13 protein-coding genes are annotated in these 15,238 nt (G+C 64.5%); 5 read left to right on the forward strand and 8 right to left on the reverse strand.

Translation table 11 applies throughout. The features are described from left to right. Positions 1-165 precede the first annotated feature (165 nt). Both V7E26_RS11520 and V7E26_RS11525 read right to left on the reverse strand, forming a co-directional pair. Positions 166-1,740, reverse strand: a complete 1,575-nt coding sequence (locus V7E26_RS11520; RefSeq protein WP_324415866.1) for an MDR family MFS transporter — start codon at positions 1,738-1,740, stop codon at positions 166-168. A gap of 182 nt (positions 1,741-1,922) precedes the next feature. Further along, a complete protein-coding gene (locus V7E26_RS11525) occupies positions 1,923-2,438 on the reverse strand; it encodes a YcgN family cysteine cluster protein (RefSeq protein ID WP_324415868.1) in 516 nt (171 codons plus the stop codon). 306 nt (positions 2,439-2,744) lie between these two features. On the opposite strand from V7E26_RS11525, the gene V7E26_RS11530 reads away from it, so the two are divergent. From V7E26_RS11530 to V7E26_RS11540, 3 genes are all read left to right on the forward strand, one after another. Beyond that, on the forward strand, positions 2,745-5,027 hold the full coding sequence (locus V7E26_RS11530; RefSeq protein WP_324415870.1) for a transglycosylase domain-containing protein: 2,283 nt from the start codon (positions 2,745-2,747) through the stop codon (positions 5,025-5,027). 153 nt (positions 5,028-5,180) lie between these two features. Continuing rightward, positions 5,181-5,759, forward strand: a complete 579-nt coding sequence (locus V7E26_RS11535; protein WP_324415976.1) for a DUF1214 domain-containing protein — start codon at positions 5,181-5,183, stop codon at positions 5,757-5,759. Next, a complete protein-coding gene (locus V7E26_RS11540; protein WP_324415872.1) occupies positions 5,756-6,370 on the forward strand; it encodes a DUF1254 domain-containing protein in 615 nt (204 codons plus the stop codon). The genes V7E26_RS11535 and V7E26_RS11540 overlap by 4 nt, the downstream gene beginning before the upstream one ends. A 53-nt stretch (positions 6,371-6,423) precedes the next feature. On the opposite strand, the gene V7E26_RS11545 is transcribed toward V7E26_RS11540, so the two are convergent. Further along, positions 6,424-7,401, reverse strand: coding sequence for a Bug family tripartite tricarboxylate transporter substrate binding protein (locus V7E26_RS11545; protein ID WP_324415874.1), 978 nt, complete (start codon positions 7,399-7,401; stop codon positions 6,424-6,426). 63 nt (positions 7,402-7,464) lie between these two features. Continuing rightward, positions 7,465-8,913, reverse strand: coding sequence for an FAD-dependent monooxygenase (locus V7E26_RS11550; protein WP_324415876.1), 1,449 nt, complete (start codon positions 8,911-8,913; stop codon positions 7,465-7,467). A gap of 18 nt (positions 8,914-8,931) precedes the next feature. Here V7E26_RS11550 and V7E26_RS11555 point away from each other — a divergent pair, with 18 nt between their 5' ends. Next, complete coding sequence (locus V7E26_RS11555) at positions 8,932-10,173, forward strand: acyltransferase family protein (protein ID WP_324415878.1); 1,242 nt, start codon at positions 8,932-8,934, stop codon at positions 10,171-10,173. A gap of 37 nt (positions 10,174-10,210) precedes the next feature. Here the strand turns inward: V7E26_RS11555 and nirK are convergent, their stop codons facing one another. The 3 genes from nirK to V7E26_RS11570 all read right to left on the reverse strand — a co-directional run bounded on the left by nirK (position 10,211) and on the right by V7E26_RS11570 (position 13,556). Then, entirely contained in the window at positions 10,211-12,406 is a 2,196-nt protein-coding gene (gene nirK, locus V7E26_RS11560; protein WP_324415880.1) for a copper-containing nitrite reductase, read from the reverse strand. Positions 12,407-12,565: 159 nt separating this feature from the next. Further along, the gene (locus V7E26_RS11565) at positions 12,566-13,339 is read right to left on the reverse strand and encodes a hypothetical protein (RefSeq protein ID WP_442893388.1); all 774 of its coding nucleotides are present in this window, start codon (positions 13,337-13,339) and stop codon (positions 12,566-12,568) included. A gap of 16 nt (positions 13,340-13,355) precedes the next feature. Further along, complete coding sequence (locus V7E26_RS11570) at positions 13,356-13,556, reverse strand: hypothetical protein (protein ID WP_324415884.1); 201 nt, start codon at positions 13,554-13,556, stop codon at positions 13,356-13,358. A 245-nt stretch (positions 13,557-13,801) separates the two neighbouring features. On the opposite strand from V7E26_RS11570, the gene V7E26_RS11575 reads away from it, so the two are divergent. Continuing rightward, on the forward strand, positions 13,802-14,776 hold the full coding sequence (locus V7E26_RS11575; protein ID WP_324415886.1) for a DUF2336 domain-containing protein: 975 nt from the start codon (positions 13,802-13,804) through the stop codon (positions 14,774-14,776). A gap of 97 nt (positions 14,777-14,873) precedes the next feature. Here V7E26_RS11575 and V7E26_RS11580 read toward each other — a convergent pair whose 3' ends face one another. Continuing rightward, positions 14,874-15,218 (reverse strand): DUF1491 family protein, encoded by a 345-nt coding sequence (locus V7E26_RS11580; protein ID WP_324415888.1) that lies wholly within the window; start codon positions 15,216-15,218, stop codon positions 14,874-14,876. Between the last annotated feature and the right edge of the window lie 20 nt (positions 15,219-15,238).

Raw genomic sequence — 15,238 nt, forward strand, 5'->3', positions numbered from 1 at the left:
CTGCTGGAGTTCATCACCAGCAAGGAGACCGAGGTGTCGCGGCCGGGCACCTGAGGCCCGGGCGCCGATGCGCGCGTCACGACCTGGCTGCTGCGGTGTACCGGCGGGCCAGGACACAAAATCGCGAAAACAACCCCATGCAAAGTAGAAGAGGCCCGTAACGCCTTACTCTGCCATCTCCGCCGGCGTCGAGGGGCCGGCCAGCGGGCGTTCTTCCATCAGGATGATGCTGAGCGCGGCGCAGGCCAACAGCGCAGTGGCCGCGCCAAACACGTAGTGGAACGCGGTGACCATGTCGGCGACGGGTATGGCATTCGCCGGTCCCCGATGTTCGCCAAGCGAGATGCCGGCACCCAGCGCCATCAGCAGGATCGCGCTGAAGGCGGCGACCATGAACGACGACATCAGCGCGCGGAAGAAGTTCATCGCGCCGGTCACGGTGCCGATCTGCGCGCGTGCCACGGAATTCTGCAGCGAGACCACGCTGACCGGGAACGTGGTGCCGAGCCCGAGCGCGAACAGCGACAGCACGATCAGCAGGCCCCATAGCGGTAGCGTCGTCACGCTCAGCACCAGTCCGAAGATCGTGGCCGCGGACGTGCCGGCGATGGCGACGCGCTTGTAGTGCTTGGCGCGCGCCATGGTCCGACCGGCGATGGCCGCGCCGCAGGTGGAGACAGCGGCGAGCGGGATCAGCGCCAGCCCCGCCTCGCTCGCGGTCAGATGATAGACGACCTCGTAGTAAAGCGGCAGATGCACGGTCAGCGCCGTGATGGCGCCCAGCGCACAGCCGCCGGCAAGCATGGCGTAAGGCACCACCGTTCCGCCCAGCAGCGGCAGCGGCAGGAACGGCTCCTCGGCGTTGCGCGCGTGCCAGATGAAGGCGAACGCCAGCGCCACCGACGCCCCGATCATCGCCATGATCGCCGGCGACAGCCAGGCGTAGCGGTTGCCGCCCCAACTCAGCACCAGCATGATGCCGACGGCGGACGCCATCAACAGAACGCCGCCGAGCCAGTCGACCTTGCGCCGGCGGTGGAACACCGGAATCTTGCCCATCTTCGGCAGCAGCAGGAACAGCGCCCCGACCGCGAGCGGCACGTTGATCCAGAAGATCATCGACCAGTGCAGATGCTCGGCAAACACGCCGCCGAGCACCGGCCCCATCAGGCCCGCGGCCATCCAGACGCCGCTGAAATAGGCCTGATATTTGCCGCGCTCGCGCGGACTGACCACGTCGGAAATCACGGTCTGCACGACGGGCATGATGCCGCCGCCGCCCAGCCCCTGCAGGCCGCGCGCGACGATCAATACCGTCATGTTCGGCGCCACCGCGCACAGGATCGAGCCCACCGTGAACAGCGCCAGCGAGACGGTGATCATGACGCGTCGGCCGTAGATGTCGCTCAGCGTGCCGAACACCGGCGCCACCGCGGTCGAGGCCAGCAGATAAGCCGTAATGACCCAGGACAGGCTGCTGACGTCGTTGAACTGGCGACCGATGGTCGGCAGCGCCGTCGCCACGATGGTCTGGTCGAGCGCCGCCAGAAACATCGTCAGCAGCAGGCTCATCAGGATGGTACGAACTTCATCCTGGGTCAGCGGCGCCGGGGGCGCGAGCGGCGGTGCATCGCTGACGTCGATCACCTCGGTGGTGAGGCGGGAGAGTTCCTCGCCGATATCGTCGGGCAACGTCGTCTGGTCGACAGGTTCGCCGCCCTGCCGTTGGTGCTTGTTCATGTCGAGCGCAATAAATTTCTACGCGGCCAAAGCCGCCGAGATGGAATCGCCATTTGCACTGCACCATAAAGGGCAAACTTCTCCAGCGGCAGCACCGCGCACGCATGGGAGCATCCCGCGCGCGGACCATCGCGCTTGCCTGATGTCCAGCGGTGGAAGCGCAAGAACGCAGCGATGCGCGCTTATATCTTCGGCCGCTTCTTCAGCCGCGCCCGCTTCGGCAACAGCGCCGGCCATTGCACGATGTGGTCTTCGAGGTCCTCGTCGGGAATCTCGTCCTCGGTGCCCTGCACCCGCCCCCGCACCGAAACGCCTGCTTCATGCACGGTATCGGGGTCGCCCGAAATCAGCGGGTGCCACCAATAGAGGTCGCGTCCCTCCGCGACCAGCTTGTAGCCGCAGCTCGGCGGCAGCCAGTTCAGGGTGCGGACGTTTTCCGGCGTCAGGCGGACGCAATCGGGAACCTTGTCGGAACGGTTCGGGTAGTCCTTGCAGGTGCACAGGTCCGAATCGAGCAGCTTGCACGAGACATGGGTAAAGTAGATTTTCCCGGTATCCTCGTCCTCGAGCTTTTCCAGGCAGCAGCGCGCGCAGCCGTCGCACAGGCTTTCCCATTCGGCGTTGGACATCTCTTCCAACGTCTTGGTTTTCCAGAAGAAACCCTCCTGGCCGGAATCTCGTTTGGGCGGTGCGGTCATTCAGTCCGATCGGTTTCGGGTCGGATTCGGCGGTAAGCCCTTCTAGGGGGTCCGCCAAGGCGGGCGCAAGCGGGCTCATTACGGGCGAAAAACGGCTTACCGAGCCGCAGAAAGATCTGGAACACGTTAGGGCTGATCACCAAATTGGCGAGCGGGAGCATTGGTTTGTCGCCCCCGCTCGGATAGAACAGTTGCGAGCCCCCAAGGGTCCTAAAAGCGCCTTGGGTTTGCCGCAACATCGAAGCATGACGTATCGCTGGCGCCTAGCACGGGCGCGCGAGCGTTTCGAACCGACCAAGGGTCCCGGTGCGCCAGATTCTCCCGCCAGACTGGAAGCAGAAGATCCGGAATTTCTTCCTGGATCTGGACGCGCGCATCGATTCGACCCTGTTCTCGTCGGGCAAGGGGCTGCGCGAGCTGTACGAGCGCTACTCGACCTTCATGGACCGCTTCTATGTCGGCCGCTGGAAGCGCTGGGTCTTCATCGAGCCGTTGTCGGAAGCGGCCACGATCGGCCTCGGCGGCCTCGTCATGATGCTGGCGCTCGCGATCCCCGCCTTCCGCGAAACCGCCGATGACGACTGGCTGAAGAAGTCCGACCTCGCGGTGTCGTTCCTCGACCGCTACGGCAACCCGATCGGCAGCCGCGGCATCAAGCACAACGACTCGATTCCGCTGGAGGATTTTCCGGACAATCTGATCAAGGCGACGCTCGCGACCGAAGACCGCCGCTTCTACGACCATTTCGGCATCGACTTTCCGGGCCTGGCGCGCGCGCTGGTCACCAACGCGCAGGCCGGCGGCGTTCGCCAGGGCGGCTCGTCGATCACCCAGCAGCTTGCCAAGAACCTGTTCCTGAACAACGAGCGCACCATCGAGCGCAAGGTGAAGGAAGCGTTCCTCGCGATCTGGCTGGAAACGCGGCTCACCAAGAACGAGATTTTGAAGCTCTACCTCGATCGCGCCTATATGGGCGGCGGCACCTTCGGCGTCGACGGCGCGGCGCATTTCTACTTCAACAAGTCGGCGCGCGACGTCAATCTCGCGGAATCCGCGATGCTGGCCGGCCTGTTCAAGGCGCCGACCAAATACGCCCCGCACATCAACCTGCCCGCCGCCCGCGCCCGCGCCAACGTCGTGCTCGACAACCTCGTCGATGCCGGCTTCATGACCGAGGGCCAGGTGTTCGGTGCCCGCCGCAACCCCGCGGTCGCCGTCGACCGCCGCGACGAGAACTCGCCGAACTACTATCTCGACTATGCCTTCGACGAGATGCGCAAGCTGGTCGATACCTTTCCGAAATCCTACACCGAGCGCGTCTTCGTGGTCCGCGCCGCGATCGACATGAACGTGCAGCGCGCCGCCGAGGACGCGGTCGAAAACCAGCTCCGCCAGTTCGGCCGCGACTATCACGCGACCCAGGCATCCGTCGTGGTGGCCGATCTCGACGGCGGCGTCCGCGCCATGGTGGGCGGTCGCGACTACGGCGCGAGCCAGTTCAACCGCGCGACCGACGCGATGCGTCAGCCCGGCTCCTCGTTCAAGCCCTATGTCTACACCACGGCGCTGCTCAACGGTTACAAGCCGACCTCGATCGTGGTCGACGGCCCGGTCTGCATCGGCAACTGGTGCCCGCAGAATTATGGCCACTCCTATTCCGGCTCGGTGACGCTGACCCAGGCGATCACCCGCTCGATCAACGTCGTGCCGGTCAAGCTCTCGATCGCGCTCGGCGGCAAGTCGCCGAACCCCGCCAAGGCCGGTCGCGTCAAGATCACCGAGGTGGCGCGGAAGTTCGGCCTCACCGCACCGCTGCCGGATACGCCGTCGATGCCGATCGGCTCCGACGAAGTCACCGTGCTCGAACACGCGGTCGCCTATGCGACCTTCCCGAACCGGGGCAAGGCCGTGAAACCTCACGCGGTGCTGGAAGTGCGCACCGGCACCGGCGACCTGGTCTGGCGTTTCGACCGCGACGGCAAGAAGCCGACGCAGGCCATCCCGGCCTCGGTGGCCGCCGACATGGCCGAGATGATGAGCCACGTCGTCAGTGAAGGCACCGCCCGCCGCGCCGCGATCGACGGCATTCCGACCGCCGGCAAGACCGGCACCACCAACGCCTACCGCGACGCCTGGTTCGTCGGCTACACCGGCAATTTCACCTGCGCGGTCTGGTACGGCAATGACGACTACTCGCCGACCAACCGCATGACCGGCGGATCGCTGCCCGCGCAAACCTGGCACGACATCATGGTGGTGGCGCATCAGGGTGTCGAGGTGAAGGAAATCCCCGGCATCGGCATGGGCGCGAAACTGCCCCAGCCGGCCCAGCCCGCCAATGTCGCCGCCGGCGCGCCGCGGGTGCTGGACACCAAGCCAGGACCGCCGCCGGTGCTGACCAAGCGCGGCGCGGATATCCTGGTGCGGGTCGAGCGGCTGCTCGACGAGGCCGGCAAGGTCGCCGGCAAGACCTCGTCCAGCGATCAGCCCGCCAAGCCCGTCACGTCGGGCGCATTGGCGTTCCCGGAGAACTATGTGACGGCTGCGGGCGAACAACAGGCTGCACCACCGGCAGGGCGGAAGAACTAGAGCGCATGATCCCGCAGAACCTTATCCGGCATTCCCCGGAACAGTCGCGGAGCGTCCGCGCTGGTATGCTCGAACCGCGACAAGCGTTTCAGCTTTCGGATGAAGCCGGTTCAAGCGGAAACCTGGTGCCGTGAGAGTTCGGAGCGCTGGCCCGTGCGGCTGATCCTGATCACCTTGCTGGCGTTGGCGCTCGCGACCGCCGTCGGTCTCGGCTCGACCTACGTGACGTCGACACGCGGCACCGATCTCGGCACGCTCACGATCGGCGCATGGACCGCCCGCCCGAAGAGCGGCAGTTCCGAAATCGATCCCTATTCCCGCGCCTCGATCGCCCGCAGCGGCGAACTGCCGATCGGCACCGGTGACGGTATCGCCTTTACGGCCAACACCGACGACAGGAAGAAGCCGCTCGACGGCCGCTGCGACGTGGTCGTCAGCGGGGTGACGCCGGCGGCGCGGTTCTGGACGCTGACGCTGTTCGACCGCAAGGGACAACTGGTTGCGAATTCGCTGCAGCGTTACGGGTTCACCAGCCAGGAGATCGTACGCGGCTCCGACGGCACGTTCGAGATCCGCGTGGCGGCACGATCGCGCGCCGGAAACTGGCTGCCGACCGGCGGCATCGAGCGCTACACGCTGATGATGCGGCTTTACGATACGCCGGTGGGCGTCGCGACGCGGACGCAGCGCGACGCGCCGATGCCCGCCATCGCGACGGTGAACTGTCCATGATCCGGCTGGCCTTCACCATCATCGCGGGCGTGCTGCTGGGCGGCGTGGTGCATCTCGTCAGCGTGCTGGCGCTGCCGCGCATCGCGACCCAGGACGCCTATTCGCGCCTGACGCCGATGACCAGGGAGAACGCGGTCACGGCGCTGCCGCTCGCCGAACCCGGCAACGCGCCGATGCCTTACATGGACCCGGCCTTTGCGGTCGCGATCTGCCGCTACGATCTTACCAACGGTCCGCTCAAGCTGACCGTGCCGGTCAGCCAGGCCTATACCTCGGTGTCGTTCTACACGCGTAACGAGGTCGCCTATTACGCCATCAACGACCGCTCGGCCGGCCGCAAGGTGATCGAACTCGACCTGATGACCGAAGATCAGCACTCCGAACTGCCGGAAGACGAGGAAGTCACCGCCGCCGACCGGCTGATCATCGATTCTCCCACCACGACCGGCCTGATCGTGCTGAAGGCGCTGGCGCCGGAGCCCGGCCTGATGCCGCAGGCGCAGGCCTCGCTCGCGGCATCGCGCTGCACGCTGCAGACCGAACCGCCACCGGCCAAGCAGCCCGAGCCGGCGACGCCCGCACCGGCCCCCGCCCCAAAGTCCAGGCGCTGATCACGGCCAGCCTGGGCTGGCACTGCGTGGGTACTCGCCGGCTCTTCAATCCACTATTCGATCCTGGCGATCCCGGCCTTGGTGACGATGTCGCGATACTTCACCACCTCATCCGCCAGGAAAGTCGTCGCCCTGTCGAGTTCGAGCCCGATCGGTACGGCGCCGATCTCTTCAAATCTGACGCGTACGACGGGATCATTCAGCGCTTCGTTCAGCGCGGCGTTCAATCGCTCCAGAATGTCCCTCGGCACGCCGGCGGGCGCGCCCAAACCGAACCAGCCGTCGAACTTGTATTGTGGCAGGCCCGCCTGCGACGTCGTCATCGTAGTCGGCAGCGCTGGCAGCCGGGTATCTCCCGCGACGGCGAGTGCGATGGCCCCATCGGCTGACAGCGGCCCCGACACGTTCGGATACCAGGCAAAGCCGAGTTGCACGGTGCCGGCGATCAAGTCCGGTCCGAATTGCGCGATGTTGCGATAAGGCACGTGGGTGAGTTTCACCTTCGCGACCTGGGCGAAATATTCCCCCGCCAGATGCTGCGACGAGCCGATACCGACCGATCCGTAGTTCAACGCTCCCGGCTCTTTCCTCGCGCGCTCGATGAGATCCTTGATCGTGGTGACGCCGAGCTTTTTGCTCGCCGTGACCACGATGGTGAAGCTCGCGAACGGCGAGATCAGGACAAGTTCCTTTTGCGGATCGTAGCCAAGCTCCCTGTAGAGCGTGAGATTGGCGGCCATCGGACCCGAGGCCGCGCCGACCAGCGTATAGCCGTCGGGAGCCGCCTTGGCCGCCAGCGCGGTGCCGAGATTTCCGCCGGCGCCCGGCTTGTTCTCCACCACGATCGGCTGACCGAGTATCGTCGCCATCTTGTTGAAGAGGACCCGGCTGACCACGTCGCTGGCGCTGCCGCCGGCAAACGGCATGATCACCGTAATGGGCCGGCTCGGAAAGCTTTCCGCGCTTGCGGCATCGGAGACCAAAGCAGTCACGACCCACAATGCAAGCGCCCACGATCTGCTGAATTTCATGTTGCTGCCTTGAATATGAATCCGCGTCGTTGTGCGATTGCGCGGAGATTGATCGGAGTTCGGTCACACGCTTTTGCGCAATTCGACCTCGGCGTCGTAACCGTACAGCCGCTCCTGTTCCGGCGGAAACGTCGCCGTCTCGGGAATCCGGTTCGTGCGCATGCGATCGTTGCGCGCCCTGATCGCCGCGGCGTCGTTCATCTGATAGAGCTCCTCCTCGCGCCGGGCGAGGCCTTGCATCCATGCGGTGCGCGGCTGCCGCATCCTGACGAAGCGAGTGAGCGCATCGAGGGGCCGGTCCTGGGCTTCGGCGATGCAGCCGGCCAACACGTAGGCGTCTTCGATGCTCTGGGCGCCGCCCTGGGCGTAGAACGGCATCATCGGATGCGCGGCGTCGCCCATCAGCACGACGCGACCGACCTGCCAATCCGGCAGAGGTTCGCGGTCGTAGAGAGCCTGGCGCAGCACTTTCGGCGTCTCCGCGATGATCGTTCTGATGGTCGAATTCCAGCCGTCATATTCGGCCAGCGCATCCTCGATCCTGCCTTCCGCCAGCCAGGATTCCTGCGCGGGCTGCGCCGAGCGGCTGATTCCGATCCAGTTGAAGGTCTTGCCGGCGGAGACATAGTACTGAACGATGCTCCGGTTCGGCCCCATCCAGACGCCGACGACACTACCAAGATCGAGATGCGCCACGCGTTCGGCGGGCACCAGGCCGCGCCACGCAACATTGCCCGTGTAGCGCGGCAGTTCCTTGCCGAACAATTGCGCCCGCACGGTCGAATGAATGCCGTCGGCGCCGATCAGAATGTCCCCATGCGCAATCGACCCGTCAGCAAGCGTCAGCGAGACATCGCTTTCATCCTGATCCACACGCTCGACGCGCGCGCCAAGGCGGAACCCGTGCTCGCCAAGCCCGCTTAGCAGGACGTCGAGCAATTCGGCCCGGTGGGCGGCATAGTAGGGCGAGCCAAAATGCGCCTCCGCCTTCTGCCCGAGCGGCGTGTAATAGAGCCGCTCGCCAGTGTCCCAGCCGCGATAGTCGCGGCCTTCGGGATAGGTTGCCACGCGCTTGAGCGCCTCGCCAAGTCCAAGCTTGAGCAGGATGCGCGCGGCATTTGACGAGACCTGGAGGCCAGCCCCGACCTGTCTGAACGCAGCCGCCTGCTCGAACAGTTCCACGTCGATACCGCGTTGTCGCAGCGCCAACATCGCGGTGATGCCGCCGATGCCTCCGCCCGCGATGAGAACTTTCAAACGAGCCACTGACGCAACCTCCCGACGGCATGAAGTTTTCGGAGCCGCATTGTGCCGTTTTTTCTTAGTCCGGCAATCGGAGCCTGCGGGCCGCCTCCGGCTCAAGGCAGACTCGCTGAAGGTCGGCCCATCCAGCGCCCTTCGCACCTCTTCAACAAGCTGCTCGGCCCCTGCATTTGAAGGCTCGGCCCGGCCTGTGTGACCCGTGTCGCATAGTTTCCCGGCCGGACCCGGTACCTCAGCGGGATTGTTCAATGGATTTGAAGAACTCCCGTGAAAAACTACTTCTCATTGCTGGATCCGCTGCGCTTCGGGGCTGCCCTCAGCGTCGCGGTCTTTCACCTGACGTTCTGGTCCTGGGCCTGGTCTTCCGTGTTTGGCGTCGCTCCAGGTTTTGAGCATTACGTCGCCGCCGACCTTCAATTCCCGTCGGCTGCGCCCTTCACGTGGTTCGGCTGGGTGGGAGTCGAGATATTCTTTGTCATTTCCGGTTTCGTCATCGCGAATTCCGCGAGCAGGGCTTCCGCGACAGAGTTTCTTTTTGGTCGTGCACTCAGGCTCTATCCGGCGGTCTGGGTTTGCTCGACCTTGACCTTCATCGTCCTGCTTCTCTTTGCGAGCGGGTCGGCATCCGAATTCATTCTCCCCTACATCAGGGCCATGCTGCTGATCCCCAAGGGAATCAGAGGTCAATGGCTCGACTGCATCTATTGGACGCTGGCCGCTGAAATGGCCTTTTACGGGCTGGTGTTCTGCGCGCTGCTCACCAAGAAAGTCACGCTGCGACACCTTGCCTGGGGTCTCACCATCTATAGCGCCGTGTTCAACGCCTTTGCCATGCTGGTGCTGTCAGGCGTGATCCAATCCGACATCCTCTATTATGTTGTCTTGATGTTCCGGGTGCCGTGCGCGGCATGGCTGCTGTGCCACGGCTGTTTCTTTGCGCTGGGGATCTGGCTGTTCAGTTCCGCAAACAGAAAATTGACGTCGCTAGAATGGCTTGCCGTCGCCGGGACATGCCTCTCCGGGTGTGCAGAAATCTACTATTTCTCCTCCTTCCTTTTGACGAACATCCCCGCCATCTCGGATCAATCAGCCTTCGTGCCGATCGTCGTTTGGGCTGCGGCGGTGTTCCTCATTGCCGTTACCGCGAACAGGAGCAGGCGCTCTGCCGTATCAGCTTCTCCTGAAGCGGCGGGGTATTTGCGGACGCTCGGGTTGATCACCTATCCGCTTTATCTGACCCACAACATCGTTGGCTCGGCGATCATTCGTGTCCTGATCGATGCCGGCCTGGATGTCTCCCTGGCCCTATGGGCCGGCCTGGGCATGCTCGTCCTGATCTGCTGGTTCATCTGCGAGAAGATAGAGCCTGCCATTAGACGCCTGCTCAGCGAACTCTTCTCAAGAGTCAGACTACGTCCGAAGACGGCGCCACCGTCGAGCCTTCCAGATCCGCATCCTGGGTTGCGCCTTCTGCCCATCCGAGTGAGGGTGGGCTTCACGGAGCAGTAGCGCAGTTCAGCAACCGCGCCACTTCCGCATTTGTCGATCAGTGCCCCATTCCAGGCTTTATCTTTCCGTCGTAAATTTCAGTGTTTGGCTGCCCTTCGACATGCAGGATACCCACGAGTCCCCGCTCGGCCCGCGCCAGCGCGTGATCGACGAGGGTATAGTTGCCGGGGAAGTCGACCTTGAACTCGGTGATGACGGCGCCACCGGCGGGGACCAACACAGTCTGGACGCCCCGCAGCGGCTCGCTCATCACACCGCCGAGATTGTAGACCTTGTCGAATATCTCCCCGATAACATGGAACGATGAGATGAAGTTTGGTCCGCCTACGCCGAAATAGATGCGCACGGTCTCGCCCACCTTCGCCTGCAAAGGATGGAAGTTGGAAAGCGCGCCAACCGATCCGTTGAACACAAAATATTCCGGACGTTCGTTCAACAGCTTCTCGACGTTGAACTCCTGACTGCCGTGCTGGCCGAATGCGCCGTCAGTATAAATCTCTCCCTGCATCACATAGTATTCGCGATCGACCGGCGGCAGGCCGCCCTCCGGCTCGACCAGGATCATTCCATACATGCCGTTGGCGATGTGATGGGCGACCATCGGCGTAGCGCAATGGTACACGAACAGGCCCGGGGTCAGCGCCTTGAACCTGAAGCTCGTCTCTTCGCCGGGATTGGTCTGGGTGGAGGCGGCACCGCCGCCGGGACCGGTAGCCGCGTGGAAGTCGACCGAGTGCAGCATCGAACTGCCGTCGGCGTTTTTCAGGTGGACATCGACCGTGTCGCCGACACGAACACGCAACATCGGGCCCGGTACCTTGCCGTTGAAGGTCCAGTAGCCGAACGTCGTGCCCTCTGCGAGCCGTGCCTCCAGTTCGACCGTGACGAGATCCACCCGCACCGTCTGCGGCCCCCGATTGCCGACCGAAGGCGGCACGTCGCCCGGCTTCTGCGAAATATCGGCCTCCACCACGGTCTGAGGCGGCGGTTGAGGCGAAACGACGAATTTCCCTTCCATGCCGGCCAGCCGGTGCCCCGGCACGCTGCAATAGTAGACGTAGTCGCCAGCCGCGGCGGCGGGGAATGCAATGCTTGTGCTGGCGCCTCTTCCGACAATGTGTGCCGAGCTTCCCGCCGGTCCCTGACTTTCAAAGACGATATCGTGCTCGGCCCCCTCGCCGTTGATCAGCGTCACCTGAACAACCTGGCCTTCCGCGGCTGACAACAGCGGATTGACCTGTCCGTCGATGGAGCCGCCGACACCGATGAACACCATGCGGCCTTCCGCTATCCCGCTGCGAAGCGTGTAGCGCAGCCCTGGCACATAGCTTGGTCCCGGAACTGCTGCCGCCGAAGTCGATGGCAGCGGCTCCGCCTGTGTCGTGGAAGGCGCAGGAGCTTGCGCGCTCTGGGCCGGCGCCGGCGCAGCCGCCGCGCCGCCCGGCTTCGAAGTCTCGGTGAGCAAGGCGATGACGGCGCTGCGTTCGCGATCGGTCTTCAGTCCCGGAAACGGCATCTTGTTTCCCGGCACGACCTTCTGCGGATCGGTGAGATAGGCGTCCAGCGTCGCGGCATCCCATGTCAGGTTGCTCGCCTTCATCGCAGATGAAAAATTGTATCCGGGCACTGCACCGGCCTTTTCGCCGACGATCCTGGCGAGGGACGGCCCGACGCCGTTCTTGCCGGCATCAAGCGAATGGCAAGCCTGGCATTTCCGGAACACCTGGCGGCCCGCGGCCGCATCGCCCGTCATGGCGGGTTGAGGCGCAGGCGACTGTCCTGTGGTTGCTGGCGTCGGCGCATGATTGTGCGTCATGGGCGCAGCCGGCTGAGGCGGCTGAGCAGCCTGAGCCGTCTGGGTCGGTGGCGGTGCGGGCGCAGCCGCGGCGGGCGCGCCGGTCTGGGCAGCCGGTGCTGCGGGAGCAGCAGGAGGAACGGCCGCCGCCTTCGTGTCGGAGGCTTGCTTGCCGCCAGTTCCGGTATTTGCTTCGGCGCGCTGTGTTGTGCCGGAAGGCGCGGCTGCCGCCTGTTTGGCGTTTGGCGCGGCCGGCGCAGCCTGCGAGACAACCGGTCTGGGCGGAACATCCTGTTTGGCAGTTGCAACCGCAACAGGCGCCGGCGCTTCCGAGGCCGACTGGAACAGGGCTCCGATGCCGATCAGGACCGGAATGGCCACAAGGCCGATTACCAGGATCAGCCATTCCTGAAGCTTTTCCCTGATCCATCGTCCCATGTCAGCCCCCTCTCACGCTAGCCAAGAGCACAATGCGCTATGGGATCAACTTCCGTCACCCAGTCTTCCGCCGATGCTCAATTGGCTGCGTTCGACGTTGAAGCAGTCAGCCTAGTGCAAATGCCGGCTTCCGGATAGACGGCACCTTGCGATCGTGGCTCAGCCCTTCACCACGACCGCACGCCCGATCACCGGCTGGGCGGCGACAGGTGGGTTGGCGGTTTGCGCGGCGAGTTCGCCGATCAGGCGATCGGCGTCGGCTGCGATGCCGTCCGGCGCCTGGATCACCAGCCGCTCCAGCGCCCAGCGGTACGACGAAATGCGCCGCTCCAGGCATTGCTGGACCCATTGCACGATCAGCGTGTTCTCTTCCATGCGCGCGATCGCATCGGCCTGTTCGCGCGGCGACAGTTCCGACACCATCCTCATGCTGGCGTTGCGCTTGTTGTCGAGTTCGAGGACCCGCGCGGCCGAGGCAAAGAACGGCTCGAACCGCGTGATGTCGTTGCGAACGTCCTCGATCAACTGCTGATAGCGCGAGGTGTGCGAGCGGTGCGGCTCATCGATCAGGGCGCGGCCGTAGGTGGTGCGATCGAACACCACCTTCTGCCGCCATGGCGAGGGCAGCGGCTGGTAATCGCCGAACACGCTCTTCCAGGCGGGGCGCGAATGCGGCGGCTCGATCAGGGGATAGGCGAGATCGCGGAGTTGGCGCTCGTTTTCGGTAAGCTGGAATGCGGACGGCTTGATGCCGACGCTTGCGGTAGCCTCGGCGCCGATCCAGCGGTGCATGTCGTCATTGCGCATGTCGGCGCGGGTACGGCCGAAATCGCCGCCGCTGCAGGCCCCGAGCACAGCACCTGCCGCCAGCAGCATGAGAGCCGGGAGTGACCGAAGCCCGGCGGTCCGGATCGGGAGGCACTTCTCCGGCATTTCAGACGTCCGTCGTTCAGGGGCGCCGACGGCGACGGCGACCGGGCGCCGTCCCCTCTTCCGGCCCGCGCCCATCACCGGTTCCGCCGGCTTCGCGTTCAATACGGACAACAGGAAGAATCAGCACGGTACCCAGGCCATCGCGTGGAGCGCCATCCGTGGTTGAGCCCGACCGTCGCGAAGCCGCATCCGCCGGAAATTCAATGATGGTGCCCATATTCCGTTCTCTCTGGTTGCCGCACGGACATGATTTGGCCGGCGACATTCCATTATTCAGAACAGAACGTGGTTAACGGCTTCTTAATTTGGGGAGCCGGTACAGTTACGGGTCCTGGCCGCTTCGTGTGCTTCCGAAACCTCGCATTTTACGGAATTCCTTCACGGCCTGTTTTCCTTAACCAGCTCTTAAAGCCGCCTAACGTAGGCTGACGCGAAGGATTACCGAAGTCGCGTACACCCGACATGACCGCAGCTGCATTGTTTCCAGGTTTCGATGGGCTGATGACGCTTTCGCGCCGCGAGGGCGTCGATATCAGGCCGACCCTGCTGCGCGTGCTGACCGATCTTTACGTCCAGACCAACGCGCATTCGGCGGACGAGGAACGGCAGTTCGTCGAACTGACCTCCCGCCTGATCGATCAGGTCGACGACGCCACCCGCGCTGCGGTTCGGGCACGTCTCGCGATCTATCCGGCGACGCCCGCCGAGGTCATGGACCAGCTCGGACTGCGGCGTCCGCACGCGAGCGGGCCGCTGCCGCTGGCAGCGGCGATTGCCACTGCACCGCCCGATACGCCGACGGTAAAGCTTCCGACCGAGGCGCAGTTGCGGATGGCATCCAGCCTGGCGATGCGGCCGAACGATGCCGCCGAGATCAGCGACATGTTCTTCGCAGCCGGCGCCAGCGAGCGCGCGCTGATCCTGCACAATGTCGCCGACACGCCGCTGAAAGCCTCGGCGCGCCTTCCCGCCGCCCGCGCCGCCCGCGCGCTCCATATCCTGGAGATGGCCGCATTCGCCGAGGACATCGAAAACTTCACGCTCGAACTCGGCGAGGCCCTGATCCTGCCGCAGCGAATCGCAGCGCAGGTCGTCAACGATCCCGGCGGCGAGCCGCTGGCTTGCGCGGCGAAGGCGCTCGGCATGTCGAGCGCAATCTTCCAGCGCGTGCTGCTGTTCCTCAATCCGGAATTCGGCTCATCCGTGCATAACGTCTATCGCCTGTCGCGGCTCTACGATCGCCTCAGCGAACGCTCCGCGCTGGTGATGCTGGCCGCCTGGCGCGGTTCGACCATGGCGGTTACACGCGCCAAATACCGGGCCGCACTGTACGACGACGAACGCCACCGCGCGCGTGCCAACCCGCCGACGCGATCCACGCTGCAGCCCGGCACGGCGCCTGCGATCCGCACCGGTACCGACGGCTCGAAGCGCTAGAGCATGATCCGGAAAAGTGCGCAGCGGCTTTCCGAAAAGATCATGCTCAAACAAAAACCTAAAGCGCGATGATGATTCATCCCAATCTCATCGCGCATTAGGCCTTCGCCAGATCCAGGAGGTGACGCCCTGCCCGGTCCTCGGTCTCGACGATCCATGCGTCGGGATCGAACCGGATTTCCTTGACGAGCCGCTCCTCGACCGATTGTTCCGGCACCGGCTGCGGCGAAGCCGGCGCAAACAGCCGTTCGGCCGGGCGGCTCTCGTCGTAGACGGTCTGCGGCGCCGGTGAATACAGCATGGCGTTGCCGTCGAGCAGCGCCACCTTGACGAACACCGCCCCCGCCTCCTCCGCCCCGCGCTTGCGCACGGCGCCGAAGATTCCCTCGGTCTGGCAGCGGCGCAGGTAAGCAGCCACCCAGATGGATGATTTCAATCGCATGTTCAGACGATAGGCCAGCG

The organism is Bradyrhizobium sp. (assembly GCF_036735945.1).
Taxonomy (GTDB): domain Bacteria; phylum Pseudomonadota; class Alphaproteobacteria; order Rhizobiales; family Xanthobacteraceae; genus Bradyrhizobium.

Bases quoted from the DNA above. Each gene is read 5' to 3' on its own strand.
- V7E26_RS11520 (WP_324415866.1), bottom strand. From the start codon at position 1,740: ATGAACAAGCACCAACGGCAGGGCGGCGAACCTGTCGACCAGACGACG.
- V7E26_RS11525 (WP_324415868.1), bottom strand. From the start codon at position 2,438: ATGACCGCACCGCCCAAACGAGATTCCGGCCAGGAGGGTTTCTTCTGG.
- V7E26_RS11540 (WP_324415872.1), top strand. From the start codon at position 5,756: ATGATCCGGCTGGCCTTCACCATCATCGCGGGCGTGCTGCTGGGCGGC.
- V7E26_RS11545 (WP_324415874.1), bottom strand. From the start codon at position 7,401: ATGAAATTCAGCAGATCGTGGGCGCTTGCATTGTGGGTCGTGACTGCT.
- nirK (WP_324415880.1), bottom strand. From the start codon at position 12,406: ATGGGACGATGGATCAGGGAAAAGCTTCAGGAATGGCTGATCCTGGTA.
- V7E26_RS11565 (WP_442893388.1), bottom strand. From the start codon at position 13,339: ATGCCGGAGAAGTGCCTCCCGATCCGGACCGCCGGGCTTCGGTCACTC.
- V7E26_RS11570 (WP_324415884.1), bottom strand. From the start codon at position 13,556: ATGGGCACCATCATTGAATTTCCGGCGGATGCGGCTTCGCGACGGTCG.
- V7E26_RS11575 (WP_324415886.1), top strand. From the start codon at position 13,802: ATGACCGCAGCTGCATTGTTTCCAGGTTTCGATGGGCTGATGACGCTT.
- V7E26_RS11580 (WP_324415888.1), bottom strand. From the start codon at position 15,218: ATGCGATTGAAATCATCCATCTGGGTGGCTGCTTACCTGCGCCGCTGC.